A 13,969-nucleotide genomic window follows, 5' to 3' on the forward strand; every position below is an offset into this window, starting at 1 on the left:
CCCCCAGTATTCCTCCTTTCACAATGGCGACCCGCCCTCTCCCGCATCCTGCACGGCGCGCGCCAGCTTCGCCGCGATCTGCGCCACGTGCCGCCCCTGGAAGCGCGCCAGCTCCAGCTCGTTGGCGCTCGGCTGCCGCTCGCCCTTGCCGCCGGCGATGGTGGTGGCGCCGTAGGGCGTGCCGCCGCTCACCTCGTCCAGCACGGTCAGCCCGGGCGCGCTGTAGGGCAGGCCGACCAGCACCATGCCGTGGTGCAGCATCATGGTGTGCATGGCCATCAGGGTGGTCTCCTGCCCGCCATGCTGGGAGGCCGTGCTGCTGAAGGCGCTGCCGACCTTGCCGATCAGCGCCCCGCGCGCCCAGAGCCCGCCGGTCTGGTCCCAGAATTGCGCCATCTGCGCCGCCATCCTGCCGTAGCGGGTCGGGCAGCCGAGGATAATGGCGTCGTAGTGCTCGAGCTCCTGCGGGCTGGCCTCCGGTGCCGCCTGGTCCAGCTTGGCGTGGGCCTTCTCGGCCACCTCGCGCGGGACCAGTTCCTGCACCCGCTTGATGGTCACCTCGGCGCCGGCGCCGCGGGCGCCCTCGGCCACGGCGCCTGCCATGGTCTCCACATGGCCGTACATCGAGTAGTAAAGGACGAGAACGCGCGCCATCGCCGGGACCTTTCCGCTGTCCGCGGCATGACGCGCGGCGACCCGCCCCGGTTGCCTCAGGCGGGGATCGGGATGTGCCCCGGACGCGCCGCGGCCAGCGCCGATTCGATCGCGGCGAGGTCGGCGTCGCCCAAGGGCAGGCCGATCTCTCGCCGCAGCACTTCCCCGAGCGCCTTGCCGGCCAGCAGGGTGATCGTCTCGGCGCCATCGGCCTCGCGCAGCGTCAGCCGGCGGTTCAGCAGCACCAGCCGCCGCCCAGGCGGGGCGCGGGAGGCGACGAGGTTGGCGGTGAAGATCCCGCCGGGGCGGTTGGCGACCAGCCAATTCGCCGCCTCGATATCCGCCGGCAGCTGCGGGCCCGCCGCCACGACGTAGAGCCCGACCCAGTCGCGGCCGAGCAATGCCTGCAGCAGCAGGCCGTCCGTGACCTCGACCAGGCGGAAGGGGCCGTGCGGGGTCGGTTGCACCGCGCGGCTGCCGAGCGCGATCGGGCCGGTCAGGGTGATGCCGCCGAAGCCGGCATCGACCAGTTGCGCGCCCTCGGGCAAGTCGACCGCAAGGACCATGTGGGTGCGGGACAGCACCTCGCCGGGCGGCAGGCCATAGACGACCCGCGCCAGCAGCGGCCGCGCCCGGAAGCCGATGGCCCCGAGCGCCAGGGCGAGGAGCGAATTCTGCTCGAAGCACCAGCCGCCGCGCCGGGCGACGACCAGCTTGGCCTGCAGCCCCGCCGCATCCACCGCCGGGGTGCGGCCGAGCAGCGCCTCGATCCCCTCGAAGGGGATTGCGGCGGTGTGCCGGGCCAGCAGGCCGCGCAGCGTCGCCAGGTCGGGCGCCAGCGGCTCCGCCCAGCCGATCCGCGCGAGGTAGCCGTCGAGGTCGAAATCGTCAGCCATGATGGCGCGTCCCCTGCACGGGCGCAGCTTAGGGCGCGCCCGACACGGCCGGGAAGGCTTCAGGACCCGCGATAGGTCGTGTAGCTGAACGGCGCGCAGAGCAGCGGCACGTGGTAGTGCCCCTGCCCGGCCGCGAGGTGAATGCGCACCGGCACCACGTCCAGGTAGGGCGGGTCGCTGGCCAGGCCGGCCGCGGCGAAATAGGCGCCGACATGGAAGCGCAGCTCGTAGCGGCCAGGGACGAAGCCGGCCTCAGGCAGCAACGGCTCGGCGTTGCGGCCGTCCTTCGTGGTTACCGTGGTGATGATATGGGCGGGGTCGGGCTCCAGCCGCCAGAGATCCACGGTGATCCCGGCGCCCGGCCGGCCGCGCGCGGTGTCGAGGATATGGGTGCTGAGGTAGCTGTCATGCGCCATGGTCGGCCGGGCTCCCGCTGGGACGATGCAGGCCTAGCACGAAACGCGCCGGCTTGACGGCGGGCGGCGACCCGCGCTCTAGCCCCAGAGATGGATCGGGACGAGGACATAATGGACAGGACGGTGGCGCCGAATGCGGTGGCGGCGGTGAGCGAGGCGCGCCAGTGGGACCGGCTGATGAAGCTGGCGCAGCTCGGCGCCATCACCGGCGCCGACGGCTCGCCCGGCGTCAACCGCCAGGCCCTCACCCCGCTCGACCGCACCGCCCGCCGGCTGGTGGTCGGCTGGGCGGAGGCGATCGGCCTCACAGCCTCGGTCGATATGCTGGGCAACCTCTTCCTGCGGCATGAGGGGACCGAGCCTGGCGCCGCGCCGGTGCTCTCCGGCAGCCACATGGACAGCCAGCCCGCCGGCGGGCGGTTCGACGGGATCTGGGGGGTGATCGCCGCGCTTGAGGCGGTGCAGGCGCTGCGCGAGGCGGGCATCGCCACGAAGCGCCCGATCGAGGTGGTCGCCTGGACCAACGAGGAAGGCAGCCGCTTCGCCCCGGGCTGCATGGGCAGCATGGCCTTTGCCGGCCACAGCGCGCCCGACACCTGGGACGCGGTGACGGATGGCGAGGGCATGACCTTCGGCGCCGAGTTGCGCGCGCTGCTCGACAGCGAGGCGGACCTGCCGCGGCGCGGGCTCGGCGTGGTCGATGGGCCGAAGCCGCACGCCTATGTCGAGGCGCATATCGAGCAGGGCCCGATCCTCGAGGACGAGGGGATCGACATCGGCGTGGTCACCGGCATCCAGGGCAGCCGCTGGTTCCTGGTCGAGCTGACCGGCGAGAGCGCGCATGCCGGGACCTCCCCGGTCTCCACCCGGCGCGACGCGGTGCAGGACATGGTCCGGGCGATCAACGCGCTGAACGCACTGATGGAAGACCCGACCGACGTGCTGCGCTTCACCGTGGCACGGATCGAGGTGGCGCCGAACAGCTCCAATTCGGTCGCCGAGACCGTCCGCTTCACCATCGACTTCCGCCACCCCGATGCCGCAGTCCTGACCGCGCGCGGCGACGCGATCGAGGCGACGGTCAAGGCTGCGGTGAAGAACTGCGGCGTGGCGGTGACCGAGCGCTTCCACGCCCTGCCCGTGGCCTTCGCACCCGAGGTGACGGGAGCGATCGAGCGCGCCGCCGCGGCGCAGGGGCTGAGCGCGGAGCGGATGCCGTCGGGCGCCTTCCACGACGCGCAGTTCATGGTGCCGCTCTGCCCCAGCGGGATGATCTTCGTCCCGAGCCGGCGGGGGATCAGCCACAACCCGGCGGAGTATTCCTCGCCGGAGCAGCTGGCCAAGGGTGCCCGCGTGCTGGCGCAGGTGCTGGCGGAACTGGCGAACAGCTGAGGCCGGCCGGCGACGCGCCCGGTCGGCAATCGTGTCCCGGGGCGACGTGCTCAGGGCGTGACGCCTGGCTCGGCCGGGGCTGCACCGTGGCCGGCCCGACCGGGTCAGGGCGCTTCCGGGCTACCGCGGTTTGCGTTCGAAAATGGCCGCCAAACCGCTGACGGTCACTGATTTCCGGGCGGATTTACGCGTCCGGGCGGTTCCTCCGTCCCGCGACCTGCCCTAGCTGCCCCGCCGCCCGATCATGCGGGCCAGCATCATCAGCACCAGTCCGGCCGCCACCACCCCATAGGTCTCCGGGTTGCGGCGGACCGCGGCGACCGCGGCCTCGGGGATCCAGAGCAAGGCGTCCCAGCCGATCCAGGCGGCGGCGAGGCCCAGCAGCACCAGCAGGCTGCCGAGCGCGGAGAGCCAGCGGGCCATGCTCAGCGCGGGCCCCGGGCCCGGTCCTGGGCCAGCGCCGTCTCTATCAGTCTCCGGTCGCGCGCTTCCCGCTGCCGGCCGCGGACGACCAGCACGGCCCAGACGACTGCCAGGCCCCAGGTCATCAGCCCGGGCACGAAGGGCAGCACGATCAGGACCAAGCCGGAGAGCCAGAGGAGCGCATTGAAGACCGCCTGGAAGGGACGGCCGGCCAGGAGCACCGCGAGCGGTGGGATCAGCAGGGCGAGCAGGATCATCACGCAGCGAAACCTTCGGGATGCCGGATGGTTGCGGGCGCCGCGTCAGCCGAGGCCGAGCAGCAGCGCCGCCAGCGCCTCCGGCGCGGTGATGTTCGGGCTGTGGCTGGCATCCATGGCGTGGAAGCGCCAGGCCGGGTCGGCGCGGAAGCGATCGGCGAACTGGGCGAAAACGTCCGGCCCCTGCTTCCGGGTGCAATGGATGTAGCTGCGCGGGACGGCCGGCGCGGCATGCGCGACGCGGAGCTTCTGGCTGAAGCAGCGGGCCGGCTGGTGGACGCGGCGCGGCAGGGTCCAGGCGAGGTCGGCCTCCGCGGTATCCGGCGCCGAGGGGTTGGGCGGGACCAGCCAGCCGGCGACAGGCGCCGCGACCGGCGCGCTGCCCACCAAGTCGTCCAGCGACTGGCCGTCCTGCGGCACGAAGGCATCGAGGTAGCAAAGATGCCGGATGAGCTGCGGCACGCGGTCCGCCACCCCGGTGGCGACCATGCCGCCATAGCTGTGGCCGACGAGGAGGATGTCGCGCAGCCCCTCGGCCTCGATCACCGCCAGGATGTCCTGGACATGGGTCTCTAGGTCGACCAGCGGATGCGCCAGGTGGGCACGCTCGCCGAGCCCGGTATAGCTCGGCGTGAAGACCTCGTGCCCCGCCGCCCGCAGCAGCGGGCGGAGCTTCTTCCAGGCCCAGCCGGCGGACCAGGCGCCGTGGCAGATGAGGTAGGTGGCCATGCCGGTGCCTCGCGGGTTCAGCCGATCTCGAACATTCCCTCGACCTCAACCGCCGCGTCGCCGGGCAGCGAGGGCACGCCGATGGTGGTGCGGGCATGCCGCCCAGCCTCGCCGAAGACCTCGACCGCGAGGTCCGAGGCCCCGTTCATCACCACCGCATGCTGGGTGAAGTCGGGCCCCGCGGCGATGAAGCCGCCGAGCCGGAGGACGCGGGTGACCTTGTCGAGATCGCCGCCGCAGGCCGCCTTCACCTGGGCCACGAGGTTGATGAAGCAGAGCCGCGCCGCAGCCCGGCCATCCTCCATCGAGACACCGGCGCCAACCTTGCCGGTGAAGGCGATCTTGCCCTCGCGCAGCGGGATCTGGCCGGAGACGACCACCAGCCTGCCGCTGAGGTTGTAGGGGATGTAGTTCGCCACCGGCGCCGCCGGCGCGGGCAGCGTGATGCCGAGTTCCTGCAGCCGCGCCTCGATCCTGCCCGTCATTGTTCTGCTCCTGTTTTCGACGTCCCGCTCCGGCCCGCCGTACCCTGCGACGCCCCGCCCATCGAACGTGTTCAGCGTCACGATTGAGCCCTTCGCGCCTTCCGGCGCTCCGGTCATCGGGTCGCTAGACCTTCTGCATTCGGCCTGGATCGTTGCCCGCCAGCAGCGAGACATGCGCCGAGACGACCTTGAAGCCAAGCCCGGGGATGCGCGCCATGATCTTGGTCTCGCGCCCGATCAGCCCGGTGTCGGTCCGCTCGTACTCGAGATGCGTGCAGGCGACGTCCTGGCCGAAGGCGGTGATGTGGACGCGGCGGATGGCGCGCGGCGCATAGCGGGCGACGCCGGCGCGGAAGGCGCGGATCGCCTCGATGCCATAGAGGATCTCGGTCGTGCCGAAGCGCACGGTGCGCGGGTCGGCCCAGAAGCTATCGTCCAGAACTGCCGTGTCGTTCTCGGCGATCGCTCGTTCGTAGCGGTCGAAGACGGTGCGGGCCTCGGCGATGACCGAGGGGTCGTCGATCTGCATGCGGCATGGCTCCTGGCGTCGCCGCCAGGATGCCGCGGTCGCCGCAAGTCGGCAAAGATTACAAGGATTTCATGCGACTTTGCTCGCGAAATACTGAATACAATGGATTATCACGATTCCTTGGGACCCACCCGATGCTGGATGCCCTCTCCTCCGTTCCCGCCCCCTCCCTCTCGCTGCACGCGCTTGCGAGCCAGGGCTTCCTCTTCGCCACCGGCATCGAGAACAGCGCCCCGACCATTCAGGGCGGCCGCGTCCGCCGCGACCAGATGGCCGAATGCGGCCATTACGACAATTGGAAGCTGGACTTGGCGCTGGTGAAGGAGATCGGCTGCAGCGTCCTGCGCTACGGCCCGCAGATCCATACCACGCTGCGCGCGCCCGGCGTGCACGACTGGTCCTTCGCCGACGAGGGCTTCGCCGAGATTCGCCGCCTCGGCATCGTCCCGGTGGTCGACCTCTGCCATTTCGGCCTGCCGGACTTCCTCGGCGACTTCCAGAACCCGGATTTCCCGCAGCTCTTCGCCGACTACGCGGAGGCCTTCGCGGCCCGCTTCCCCTGGGTACAGCTCTATACCCCGGTGAACGAGATGTTCATCACCGCCGTCTTCAGCGCCAAGTACGGCTGGTGGAACGAGGAACGCCGCGACGACCGCAGCTACGTCACCGCGATCAAGCATATCGTCCGCGCCAATGTCCTGGCGATGCGCGCCATCCTCAGGATCCGCCCGGACGCAATCTTTATCCAGTCGGAATCAACCGAGCATTTCCACCCGGAATGCCCGCTGGCCCTGCCGCATGCCGAGCACCGCAACGCCGAGCGTTTCCTGACGCTTGACCTCAACTACGGCCGCCGCGTCTGCTCCGCGATGTACGAGTATCTGGCCGACAACGGCATGACGCGGGAGGAATACCACTTCTTCATGCGCGGCAAGGAGCTGCGCCGCCACTGTGTCATGGGCAACGACTGGTACGTCACCAACGAGCACCTGATCGGCGGCGACGGCCATAGCCGCTGGGCCGGCGAAGTCTTCGGCTACGACACCGTCACCCGCGACTATCACGCCCGCTACGGCCTGCCGGTGATGCATACCGAGACCAACATGGACGAAGGCCCGCGCGGCGACGAGGCCGAGCGCTGGCTGTGGAAGCAGTGGTCCGGCATCATGCGGCTGCGCCAGGACGGCGTGCCGGTGCTGGGCTTCACCTGGTACTCGCTGACCGACCAGGTCGACTGGAGCCATGCGTTGCGCGAGCAGCGGGGCGACGTCAATCCGCGCGGGCTCTACGACCTCGACCGCAACATCCGCACCGTCGGGCGCGCCTACAAGCGGCTGATCGAGACCTGGAAGCCGGTGCTGCAGGCCGAGAGCCACTGCCTGCGGCTGCCGGTGACGGCCTGACAGGACAGCAGGCAAGGCCAGGGGACGGTACTCCCCCGGGCCTTGCCGCATGTCCGCGGGTCAGCTTCTTCCGATCAGAGCCATCAGCTCGCGGCGGGTATTCGCGTCGTCGCGGAAGACGCCGAGCATGCGGCTCGTGACCATGCTCGCGCCGTGCTGGTGCACGCCGCGCGTGGTCATGCACTGGTGCTCGCTCTCGATCACCACGCCGACGCCGCGGGGCTGCAGCACCGCCTCGATCGTATTGGCAATCTGCGCCGTCAGCTTCTCCTGGATCTGCAGCCGCTTGGCGTAGGCGTTCACCACCCGCGCCAGCTTGCTGATCCCGACCACGCGATTGCTTGGCAGATAGGCGACGTGCGCGCGGCCGATGATCGGCACCATATGGTGCTCGCAATAGGACTCCAGCCGGATGTCCTTGAGCAGGACGATCTCGTCGTAGCCCTCGGTCTCGGCGAAGGTCCGCTCCAGCAGCGCGACCGGGTCCACCGCATAGCCGGCAAAGAATTCCTCGTAGGATCGCACCACCCGCGCCGGCGTGTCCAGCAGCCCCTCCCGTGCCGGGTCGTCCCCGGCCCAGCGCAGCAGCGTCCGCACGGCGGCTTCCGCCTCGGCGCGGCTCGGGCGGGCAATCGGGATCGGGGTCTCGGCAAGCGGCTTGGCAACCATGGGGGACCTCCCTGAAGAGCTTCGCCACCGCAACGCCCGGGCGGCCCGCGGTATCCCCCGCGCGCCATTCGGCCTGCGCCTGACGCCGCTGCCGGTTGCGCTTGCCCGCCCGCGAGACCAACCTGCTCCACCCAGGTCCCGCCCGCAGCGTCCGGCGATCCACGCGGCACCGTCCGCGTCGCAGGCCGGGATGGCCGGCCCGGGGCGTAAGCAACGGCGGCGGCGTGCCCATCCCCCGTGCCGCACGTCCCGATCCCTTCCGGAAGTCGGGTTGCGCTATGGGGATCGGCAGCCACACCCGCTCCGGCACCGGGCGGCCCGGCGTCCCGCATTCCGTCGCTACTCCGCCATGTCCGTCCGGGTGGTGGCGACGGCCATGCCCAGCCTGGGCTGCGGCACGATTTCGCTGCGCCGCACGGGCGCCTCTGACTCCTACCGTCCGGCCAGGGCGTGCAGTTCCTCGGCCAGTTCCTCCAGCTCCTCCAGCAGCGCCTTCACGCTGCCGGGCGCCGAGTCCGGGTCGCCCAGCGGCAGTTCCTGCTCGCCCTCGGCCAGCCCGCCCTCGCGCAACAGCCGCTGGACGCCCTTGATGGTATAGCCCTGGGTGTAGAGCAGGTCGGAGATGCGCCGCAGCAGCGCGATGTCCTCCGGCCGGTAGTAGCGCCGGCCGCCGCCGCGCTTCAGCGGCTTGAGCTGGGGGAATTTCGTCTCCCAGAAGCGCAGCACGTGCTGCGGGATGTGCAGGTCGTCCGCCACCTCGGAGATGGTGCGGAAGGCGGTCGGCGCCTTGCGGGCCCGCAGCCGGCCGGCCTCGCCATGATCATCGGTCATCGGCACGCCGGGCGCATGCCTCGGCACACCCGGCCCAAGCCCCGGCTCATGCCTCGTCGTCCGCGGCGCCCGCCGCCTGGCCGTTGATGCGGGCCTTCAGCACCTGAGACGGGCGGAAGGACAGCACCTTGCGCGGCAGGATCGGGACCTCGATGCCGGTCTTCGGGTTGCGGCCGACCCGCTGGCCCTTCTGCCGTACCATGAAGGTGCCGAAGGCGGAGATCTTCACCGCCTCCCCAGCCTCGAGCGCCCCGGCCATGCGGTCGAGCACGGCTTCGAGCAGCGCCGCGGATTCGTTCCGCGAGAGCCCCACCTGGCTGTAGATCGCCTCCGCGAGGCTGGCACGCGTCAGCGTGTTCATGGTGCAACTGGGTCCCGCAAGCCCTTCTGGAGTTTAGGAAAGCTGCATCGGTTGCGTCGGTCAAGCGGGGTATCGCGCCAGCGCATCGAAGCTGGCCGGGCGTGGCCTTCGGGTTGCGGTGCACGCCCGCCGGCATTCCCGCCGACGCTAACCGGGCCTTATCCCCTTCGCCGCATCCTCCGCCCGGCCCCGCGGAGGGCCGGGCGGAGGATGCGGATGCGCTGCGCGGAGATGGTCTGGACCCCGGCCGCCGGCTGGCATGGCCACGAACCCCTGAACGATGCGGCAGGGCTGGTGCTTTACTCCGGCGCGCGCAGGGCAATCACGGACGGTGCCCGGTATCGCGAGTTGCTGGCGGTCCATTCCGCCGCGCCGGTGCCGGGCTGCAGCCCCGGCGGCGAGATCGGCGGCGGGGCGACGGAGGCTAACGGCGTCGCCGCCCTGACCCCCGCCTTCCGCGCCACTTGGCGGTGCTCGGCGGCCGAGCCGCACTGCGCCCCGCCCCGCTCGTGCGGCCCCGGCACTGCGGCCGGCCGGGCCCTGGCGGGGCCGGGCCTTGCAGGGGGGTTCGTGCTGGCGGTCGGACCGCAGGTGAATGGCGGCGCGCTGGCCGGGGGGCTGGCGGCCGCGCTCGGCCCCGCCGTGCGGGTGAGCGGTGGCGCCGACCGGCTGGTCGCCGGCGCAACGGCCGCGGCCCGCGCCGCCGGCGATCGCGTGCCGGCAGCGGACCACGCGGCGCTGCGGCGCAACGGCATCGGCCGCCTGGCGCTGGGCCAGGGCGCGCGTGAGGCGATCGAGGCCATGGCCGGCCGGCTGCCGCCCGGGACCCACCGCATCGGTTTCTCCTGCGATGGCGAGGGCGCACCCCGACCCGACTCCGGCACCGCCGGGCTGCAAACCGAGACCATGACCGTCACCCTGCTCTCGGAAGCGGCCTGAGCCGCATGCCCGCTCCCCTGCACCGCCTCGTCGCCGAGCAGCTGGCCCGGGCGACCGATGCCTCCGGCGCGGTGGATGTCGCCCTGCTCGGCACCCTGGTCGGCGCGGCCTATGACGAAGCCGAGCACGACCGCCGTCGCGCCGAGCGCGCCATGCGGCTGATGGCCGAGGAGCTGGCCGCCGCCAATGCGCGGCTGGAGGCGCTGGTGCAGGCGCTCAGCACGCAGAACCGGCGGTTCGAGGCGGCGCTCGGCAACATGCCGATGGGCCTCGCGATGTACGATGCCGGGGAGCAGCTGGTCGTCGCCAATGCGAGGCTGAACGAGGTGCTGAGCCTGCCGCCCGGCGCGCTGCGGGCCGGGATGTCCTATGCCGAGGTGGTGGCCACCTGCGCCGAGGCCGGGCATTTCGCCGATGCCAGCGCCGCGGAAGTCTATGCCGCCCGCCGCCGCATCTTCGCCCCCGGCAGCGCCTATGCCTTCGAGGAACGGCGCGGCGACCGCATCGTCGCCGTCACCGGCCGGGCGCTCGACGACGGCGGCTGCATCCTGACCTTCCAGGACATGACCGAGCGCCGCGAGGCCGAGGCGCGGGTCGAGCACCTGGCCCGGCACGACGCGCTGACCGGCCTGCCCAACCGTGCCCAGCTCCGCACCCGGATGGAGGAAGCCTTGGCGCGCGCCCGGCGCGGCGAGCAATTCGCCGTCCTCTGCCTCGACCTCGACCGCTTCAAGGCGGTGAACGACACGCTGGGGCATCCGGTGGGGGACGAGCTGCTGCGCGCCGTCACGCTCCGGCTCCGCCGCCTGGTGCGGGAGACCGACACGGTGGTCCGCCTGGGCGGCGACGAATTCGCCATCATCCAGGCCAGCCTGCCGCAGCCCGACGCCGCCACCGCCCTCGCCCGCCGGCTGATCGCCGAGCTCGCCGAGCCCTACATGATCGAGGGCCATCAGGTGGTGGTCGGCGCCAGCGTCGGCATCGCGCTCTCGCCGCAGGATGGCAGCAGCGCCGACCTGCTGCTGAAATCGGCCGACCTCGCGCTCTATCGCGCCAAGGCGGATGGCCGCGGCACCTGGCGCTTCTTCGAGCCGGAGATGGATGCGCGCATGCAGGCGCGGCGGCAGCTCGAGCTCGATCTGCGCCGGGCGCTGGCGGCCGGGGATTTCCAGCTGCTCTACCAGCCGCAAATCGACCTCGCCTCCCGCCGCATCACCGGCTTCGAGGCGCTGCTGCGCTGGCACCATCCGGAACGCGGCCTGGTTTCCGCGGCCGACTTCATCCCGCTGGCGGAGGAGACCGGGCTGATCGTGCCGCTCGGCAAATGGGTGCTGCGGCAGGCCTGCGCCGAGGCCGCCGGCTGGCCGCCCGAGATCTCGGTCGCGGTCAATGTCTCCGCCGTGCAGTTCGGCAGCGCGCGGTTGGTCGACGCGGTGGCCGAGGCGCTCGCCGCCGCCGGCCTGCCGGGCGAGCGGCTGGAGATCGAGGTGACGGAAGCGATCATGCTGCAGGACACGGCGCAGACCATGGCCGTACTGCATCGGCTGCGGGACCTCGGGGTCCGCATCTCGATGGACGACTTCGGCACCGGCTACTCGTCGCTGGGCTACCTGCGCAGCTTCCCCTTCGACAAGATCAAGATCGACCAGTCCTTCGTGCGGGACATCGAAAAGCGCGGCGATGCGCGGGCGATCGTGCGCGCCATCTCCGGCCTCGGCGACAGCCTCGGCATGCGGACCAGCGCGGAGGGGGTGGAGACGCCGGAGCAGTTGGAGCAGCTGCGCGCCGATGGCTGCACCGAGGGCCAGGGCTGGCTGTTCGGCCGGCCGCTGCCGGCCAGCGCGGTCCGGTCGCTGCTGCAGGCCGCGCCCGGGGTCGTCGAATCGAACGCCGCCTGACGCCGCAGCTCAGAAGCGGGCGAGCGCCGCGCCCCAGGTGAGCCCGCCGCCGATGCCCTCCAGCACCATCAGGTCGCCGCGCTCGATCAGCCCGCGGCCATCGGCATCGGCCAGCGCCAGCGGGATCGAGGCGGCCGAGGTATTGGCATGGCGGTCGACCGTGACCACCACCCGCTCCTTCGGCAGGCCGAGCTTCTTGCCCATGGCGTCGATGATCCGCAGGTTCGCCTGATGCGGGATCAGCCAGCGGATGTCGGACTGCACCAGCGCATTGGCCGCCAGCGCCTCGTCGACCACCGAGGCGAGCTTCGAGACCGCATGGCGAAAGACCTCCTTGCCGGCCATGCGCAGGCGGCCGGCCTCGCCGTTCGACCCGGCGCCGCCATCGACCAGCAGGATGTCGCCGAAGCGGCCGTCGGAATGCAGGTGGGTCGAGAGGATGCCGCGGTCGGACGCGTCGCCCCGGCCCTCCCCGGCCACCAGCACCACCGCGCCGGCGCCGTCACCGAACAGCACGCAGGTGCCGCGGTCGGTCCAGTCGAGGATGCGGGAGAAGACCTCGGTCCCGACGACGACGGCGCAGCGCGCCTGTCCCGTGCGGATCAGCGAATCGGCCAGGCCCAGCGCGTAGACGAAGCCGGTGCAGGCGGCCGAGACGTCGAAGGCGAAGCCGCGCGTCGAACCGAGCGCGGCCTGGATGCGGACGGCCGTCGCCGGGAAGGCGCTGTCCGGCGTCGCGGTGGCACAGACCACCAGATCGACCGCCTCGCCCGGGATCCCCGCCCGCTCGAGCGCCCGCTTCGCGGCCATGGCACCGAGCGAGGAGGCGGTCTCCTCGGGCCCGGCGATGTGCCGCTGGCGGATGCCGGTGCGCTCCATGATCCAGGCGTCCGAGGTCTCGATCCCGAAGGCCTCGGCCAGCCCGTCGTTGGTGACGACCCGTTCCGGCAGGTAGCCGCCGCAGCCGGCGATGATGGCGCGGGTCACCATGGCGGTCTCTATCCTCAGGGCCGGGCGGGTGCCAGCGGCGCGGCCGGCACGGTGGAAAGCCGGGACAGGCCTTCCCGGATGCGATCGTTGAAGTGGTGCGTCACCATGTCCATGGCAACGTCCACGGCATGGGCGAAGCCCAACGCATCGGTCCCGCCATGGCTCTTGACCACAACGCCGTTCAGCCCGAGCAGGATGGCGCCGTTGTAGCGCCGCGGGTCCATCCACTCGCGCAAGCGGTCGAGGGCGGGGCGGGCGAGGAGGTAGCCCAGCCGGGCCGGGACGCTGCTGGTGAAGACTTGGCGCAGCAGGTCGCGCATCAGCTTCAGCGCGCCCTCGCCGGTCTTCAGCGCGACGTTGCCGGTGAATCCATCGGTCACCACCACGTCGACGGTGCCGGCGGTGATGTCATGGCCCTCGACGAAGCCGTGGAAGCCGGCGCCGATATGGCTCTCCCGCAGGATATCGGCGGCGGCACGGACCCGGTCGTCGCCCTTCAGCTCCTCGGAGCCGACATTGAGCAGGCCGAAGCTCGGCGTCGTCAGGCCGAGCACCGCGCGGGCGAAGGTTTCGCCCATGACAGCGAATTCGACCAGGTTGCGCGCGTCGCAGGCGACATTGGCGCCGAGGTCCAGCATCACTACGTCGCCGCGGGCGGAAGGCATGATGGCGGCCAGCGCCGGCCGGTCGATCTCCGGCAGCGACTTCACCACGATCTTGGCCAGCGCCATCAGGGCGCCGGTATTGCCGGCCGAGACGACGCCGGCGGATTCGCGGGCGGCGACGCTGTCGATGGCGATGCGCATGGAGCTGTTGCGGCCCTGCCGCAGCGCCGCGGTCGGCTTCATCTCGGCGGAGATGACGTCGGGCGCGTGGCGGATCATGCAGGCCTTGGCCGCGCGCGGCCGGCGGGCCAGCAGGCCGCCGATCCGGGTCTCGTCGCCGACTAGCAGGAAGCGGGCCTGCGGATGCCGCTCGGCGGCAAGCTCCAGCCCGTCCAGTACGATATCGGGTGCGTTGTCACCCCCCATGGCATCGATTGCCAGGGAGAAAGCGTGCGACACGATCTGCGTTTCCTTGCCGGCCGGGGCCCGGCG

At 71.6% G+C, this 13,969-nt stretch carries 16 protein-coding genes and 1 pseudogene; 4 read left to right on the top strand and 13 right to left on the bottom strand.

Going from position 1 to position 13,969, the window contains the following annotated elements; translation table 11 throughout:
* Positions 1 to 18 precede the first annotated feature (18 nt).
* From wrbA to uraH, 3 genes are read right to left on the bottom strand one after another with little or no spacing between them, the layout of a single operon-like run.
* The gene (gene wrbA, locus E2C06_RS15225) at positions 19 to 654 is read right to left on the bottom strand and encodes an NAD(P)H:quinone oxidoreductase (RefSeq protein WP_133289463.1); all 636 of its coding nucleotides are present in this window, start codon (positions 652 to 654) and stop codon (positions 19 to 21) included.
* 56 nt (positions 655 to 710) lie between these two features.
* Positions 711 to 1,550 (bottom strand): arylamine N-acetyltransferase family protein, encoded by an 840-nt coding sequence (locus tag E2C06_RS15230; RefSeq protein ID WP_133289464.1) that lies wholly within the window; start codon positions 1,548 to 1,550, stop codon positions 711 to 713.
* A 59-nt stretch (positions 1,551 to 1,609) separates the two neighbouring features.
* Positions 1,610 to 1,966: a hydroxyisourate hydrolase gene (gene uraH, locus E2C06_RS15235; protein WP_133289465.1), complete on the bottom strand. Its 357-nt coding sequence runs from the start codon at positions 1,964 to 1,966 to the stop codon at positions 1,610 to 1,612.
* Positions 1,967 to 2,077: 111 nt separating this feature from the next.
* Between uraH and E2C06_RS15240 the strand changes: the two genes are divergently transcribed.
* Positions 2,078 to 3,358 (top strand): M20 family metallo-hydrolase, encoded by a 1,281-nt coding sequence (locus E2C06_RS15240; RefSeq protein ID WP_133289466.1) that lies wholly within the window; start codon positions 2,078 to 2,080, stop codon positions 3,356 to 3,358.
* 222 nt (positions 3,359 to 3,580) lie between these two features.
* Here E2C06_RS15240 and E2C06_RS15245 read toward each other — a convergent pair whose 3' ends face one another.
* The 5 genes from E2C06_RS15245 to E2C06_RS15265 form a co-directional block, all read right to left on the bottom strand.
* Entirely contained in the window at positions 3,581 to 3,781 is a 201-nt protein-coding gene (locus E2C06_RS15245) for a hypothetical protein (protein WP_133289467.1), read from the bottom strand.
* Positions 3,782 to 3,783: 2 nt separating this feature from the next.
* Complete coding sequence (locus E2C06_RS15250; RefSeq protein ID WP_133289468.1) at positions 3,784 to 4,038, bottom strand: YqaE/Pmp3 family membrane protein; 255 nt, start codon at positions 4,036 to 4,038, stop codon at positions 3,784 to 3,786.
* A 45-nt stretch (positions 4,039 to 4,083) separates the two neighbouring features.
* A complete protein-coding gene (locus tag E2C06_RS15255; protein ID WP_133289469.1) occupies positions 4,084 to 4,767 on the bottom strand; it encodes an alpha/beta fold hydrolase in 684 nt (227 codons plus the stop codon).
* A 17-nt stretch (positions 4,768 to 4,784) separates the two neighbouring features.
* Positions 4,785 to 5,252, bottom strand: a complete 468-nt coding sequence (locus E2C06_RS15260) for a RidA family protein (protein WP_133289470.1) — start codon at positions 5,250 to 5,252, stop codon at positions 4,785 to 4,787.
* Between the two features lie 124 nt (positions 5,253 to 5,376).
* Positions 5,377 to 5,781, bottom strand: a complete 405-nt coding sequence (locus tag E2C06_RS15265; protein WP_133289471.1) for an AtzH-like domain-containing protein — start codon at positions 5,779 to 5,781, stop codon at positions 5,377 to 5,379.
* Positions 5,782 to 5,915: 134 nt separating this feature from the next.
* On the opposite strand from E2C06_RS15265, the gene E2C06_RS15270 reads away from it, so the two are divergent.
* Positions 5,916 to 7,184 (top strand): family 1 glycosylhydrolase, encoded by a 1,269-nt coding sequence (locus E2C06_RS15270; RefSeq protein WP_133289472.1) that lies wholly within the window; start codon positions 5,916 to 5,918, stop codon positions 7,182 to 7,184.
* 60 nt (positions 7,185 to 7,244) lie between these two features.
* Here the strand turns inward: E2C06_RS15270 and folE are convergent, their stop codons facing one another.
* The 3 genes and pseudogenes from folE to E2C06_RS15285 form a co-directional block, all read right to left on the bottom strand.
* Positions 7,245 to 7,853 carry a GTP cyclohydrolase I FolE gene (folE, locus tag E2C06_RS15275; RefSeq protein WP_133289473.1) on the bottom strand — a complete coding sequence of 203 codons (609 nt, stop codon included), beginning with the start codon at positions 7,851 to 7,853 and terminating at the stop codon, positions 7,245 to 7,247.
* Positions 7,854 to 8,407: 554 nt separating this feature from the next.
* Positions 8,408 to 8,684: pseudogene (locus E2C06_RS15280) on the bottom strand (MerR family transcriptional regulator); the annotation flags it as partial.
* A 46-nt stretch (positions 8,685 to 8,730) separates the two neighbouring features.
* Entirely contained in the window at positions 8,731 to 9,045 is a 315-nt protein-coding gene (locus tag E2C06_RS15285) for an integration host factor subunit alpha (RefSeq protein WP_133289475.1), read from the bottom strand.
* A 216-nt stretch (positions 9,046 to 9,261) separates the two neighbouring features.
* Between E2C06_RS15285 and E2C06_RS15290 the strand changes: the two genes are divergently transcribed.
* Positions 9,262 to 9,984 (top strand): FIST N-terminal domain-containing protein, encoded by a 723-nt coding sequence (locus E2C06_RS15290; RefSeq protein ID WP_133289476.1) that lies wholly within the window; start codon positions 9,262 to 9,264, stop codon positions 9,982 to 9,984.
* 5 nt (positions 9,985 to 9,989) lie between these two features.
* The gene (locus E2C06_RS15295; protein WP_133289477.1) at positions 9,990 to 11,882 is read left to right on the top strand and encodes a putative bifunctional diguanylate cyclase/phosphodiesterase; all 1,893 of its coding nucleotides are present in this window, start codon (positions 9,990 to 9,992) and stop codon (positions 11,880 to 11,882) included.
* A gap of 9 nt (positions 11,883 to 11,891) precedes the next feature.
* On the opposite strand, the gene E2C06_RS15300 is transcribed toward E2C06_RS15295, so the two are convergent.
* Both E2C06_RS15300 and plsX read right to left on the bottom strand, forming a co-directional pair.
* The gene (locus E2C06_RS15300; protein WP_133289478.1) at positions 11,892 to 12,872 is read right to left on the bottom strand and encodes a beta-ketoacyl-ACP synthase III; all 981 of its coding nucleotides are present in this window, start codon (positions 12,870 to 12,872) and stop codon (positions 11,892 to 11,894) included.
* Between the two features lie 14 nt (positions 12,873 to 12,886).
* Positions 12,887 to 13,936, bottom strand: a complete 1,050-nt coding sequence (gene plsX, locus E2C06_RS15305; RefSeq protein WP_133289479.1) for a phosphate acyltransferase PlsX — start codon at positions 13,934 to 13,936, stop codon at positions 12,887 to 12,889.
* Between the last annotated feature and the right edge of the window lie 33 nt (positions 13,937 to 13,969).

Source organism: Dankookia rubra (assembly GCF_004355005.1).
Classification (GTDB): Bacteria; Pseudomonadota; Alphaproteobacteria; order Acetobacterales; family Acetobacteraceae; genus Paracraurococcus; species Paracraurococcus ruber_A.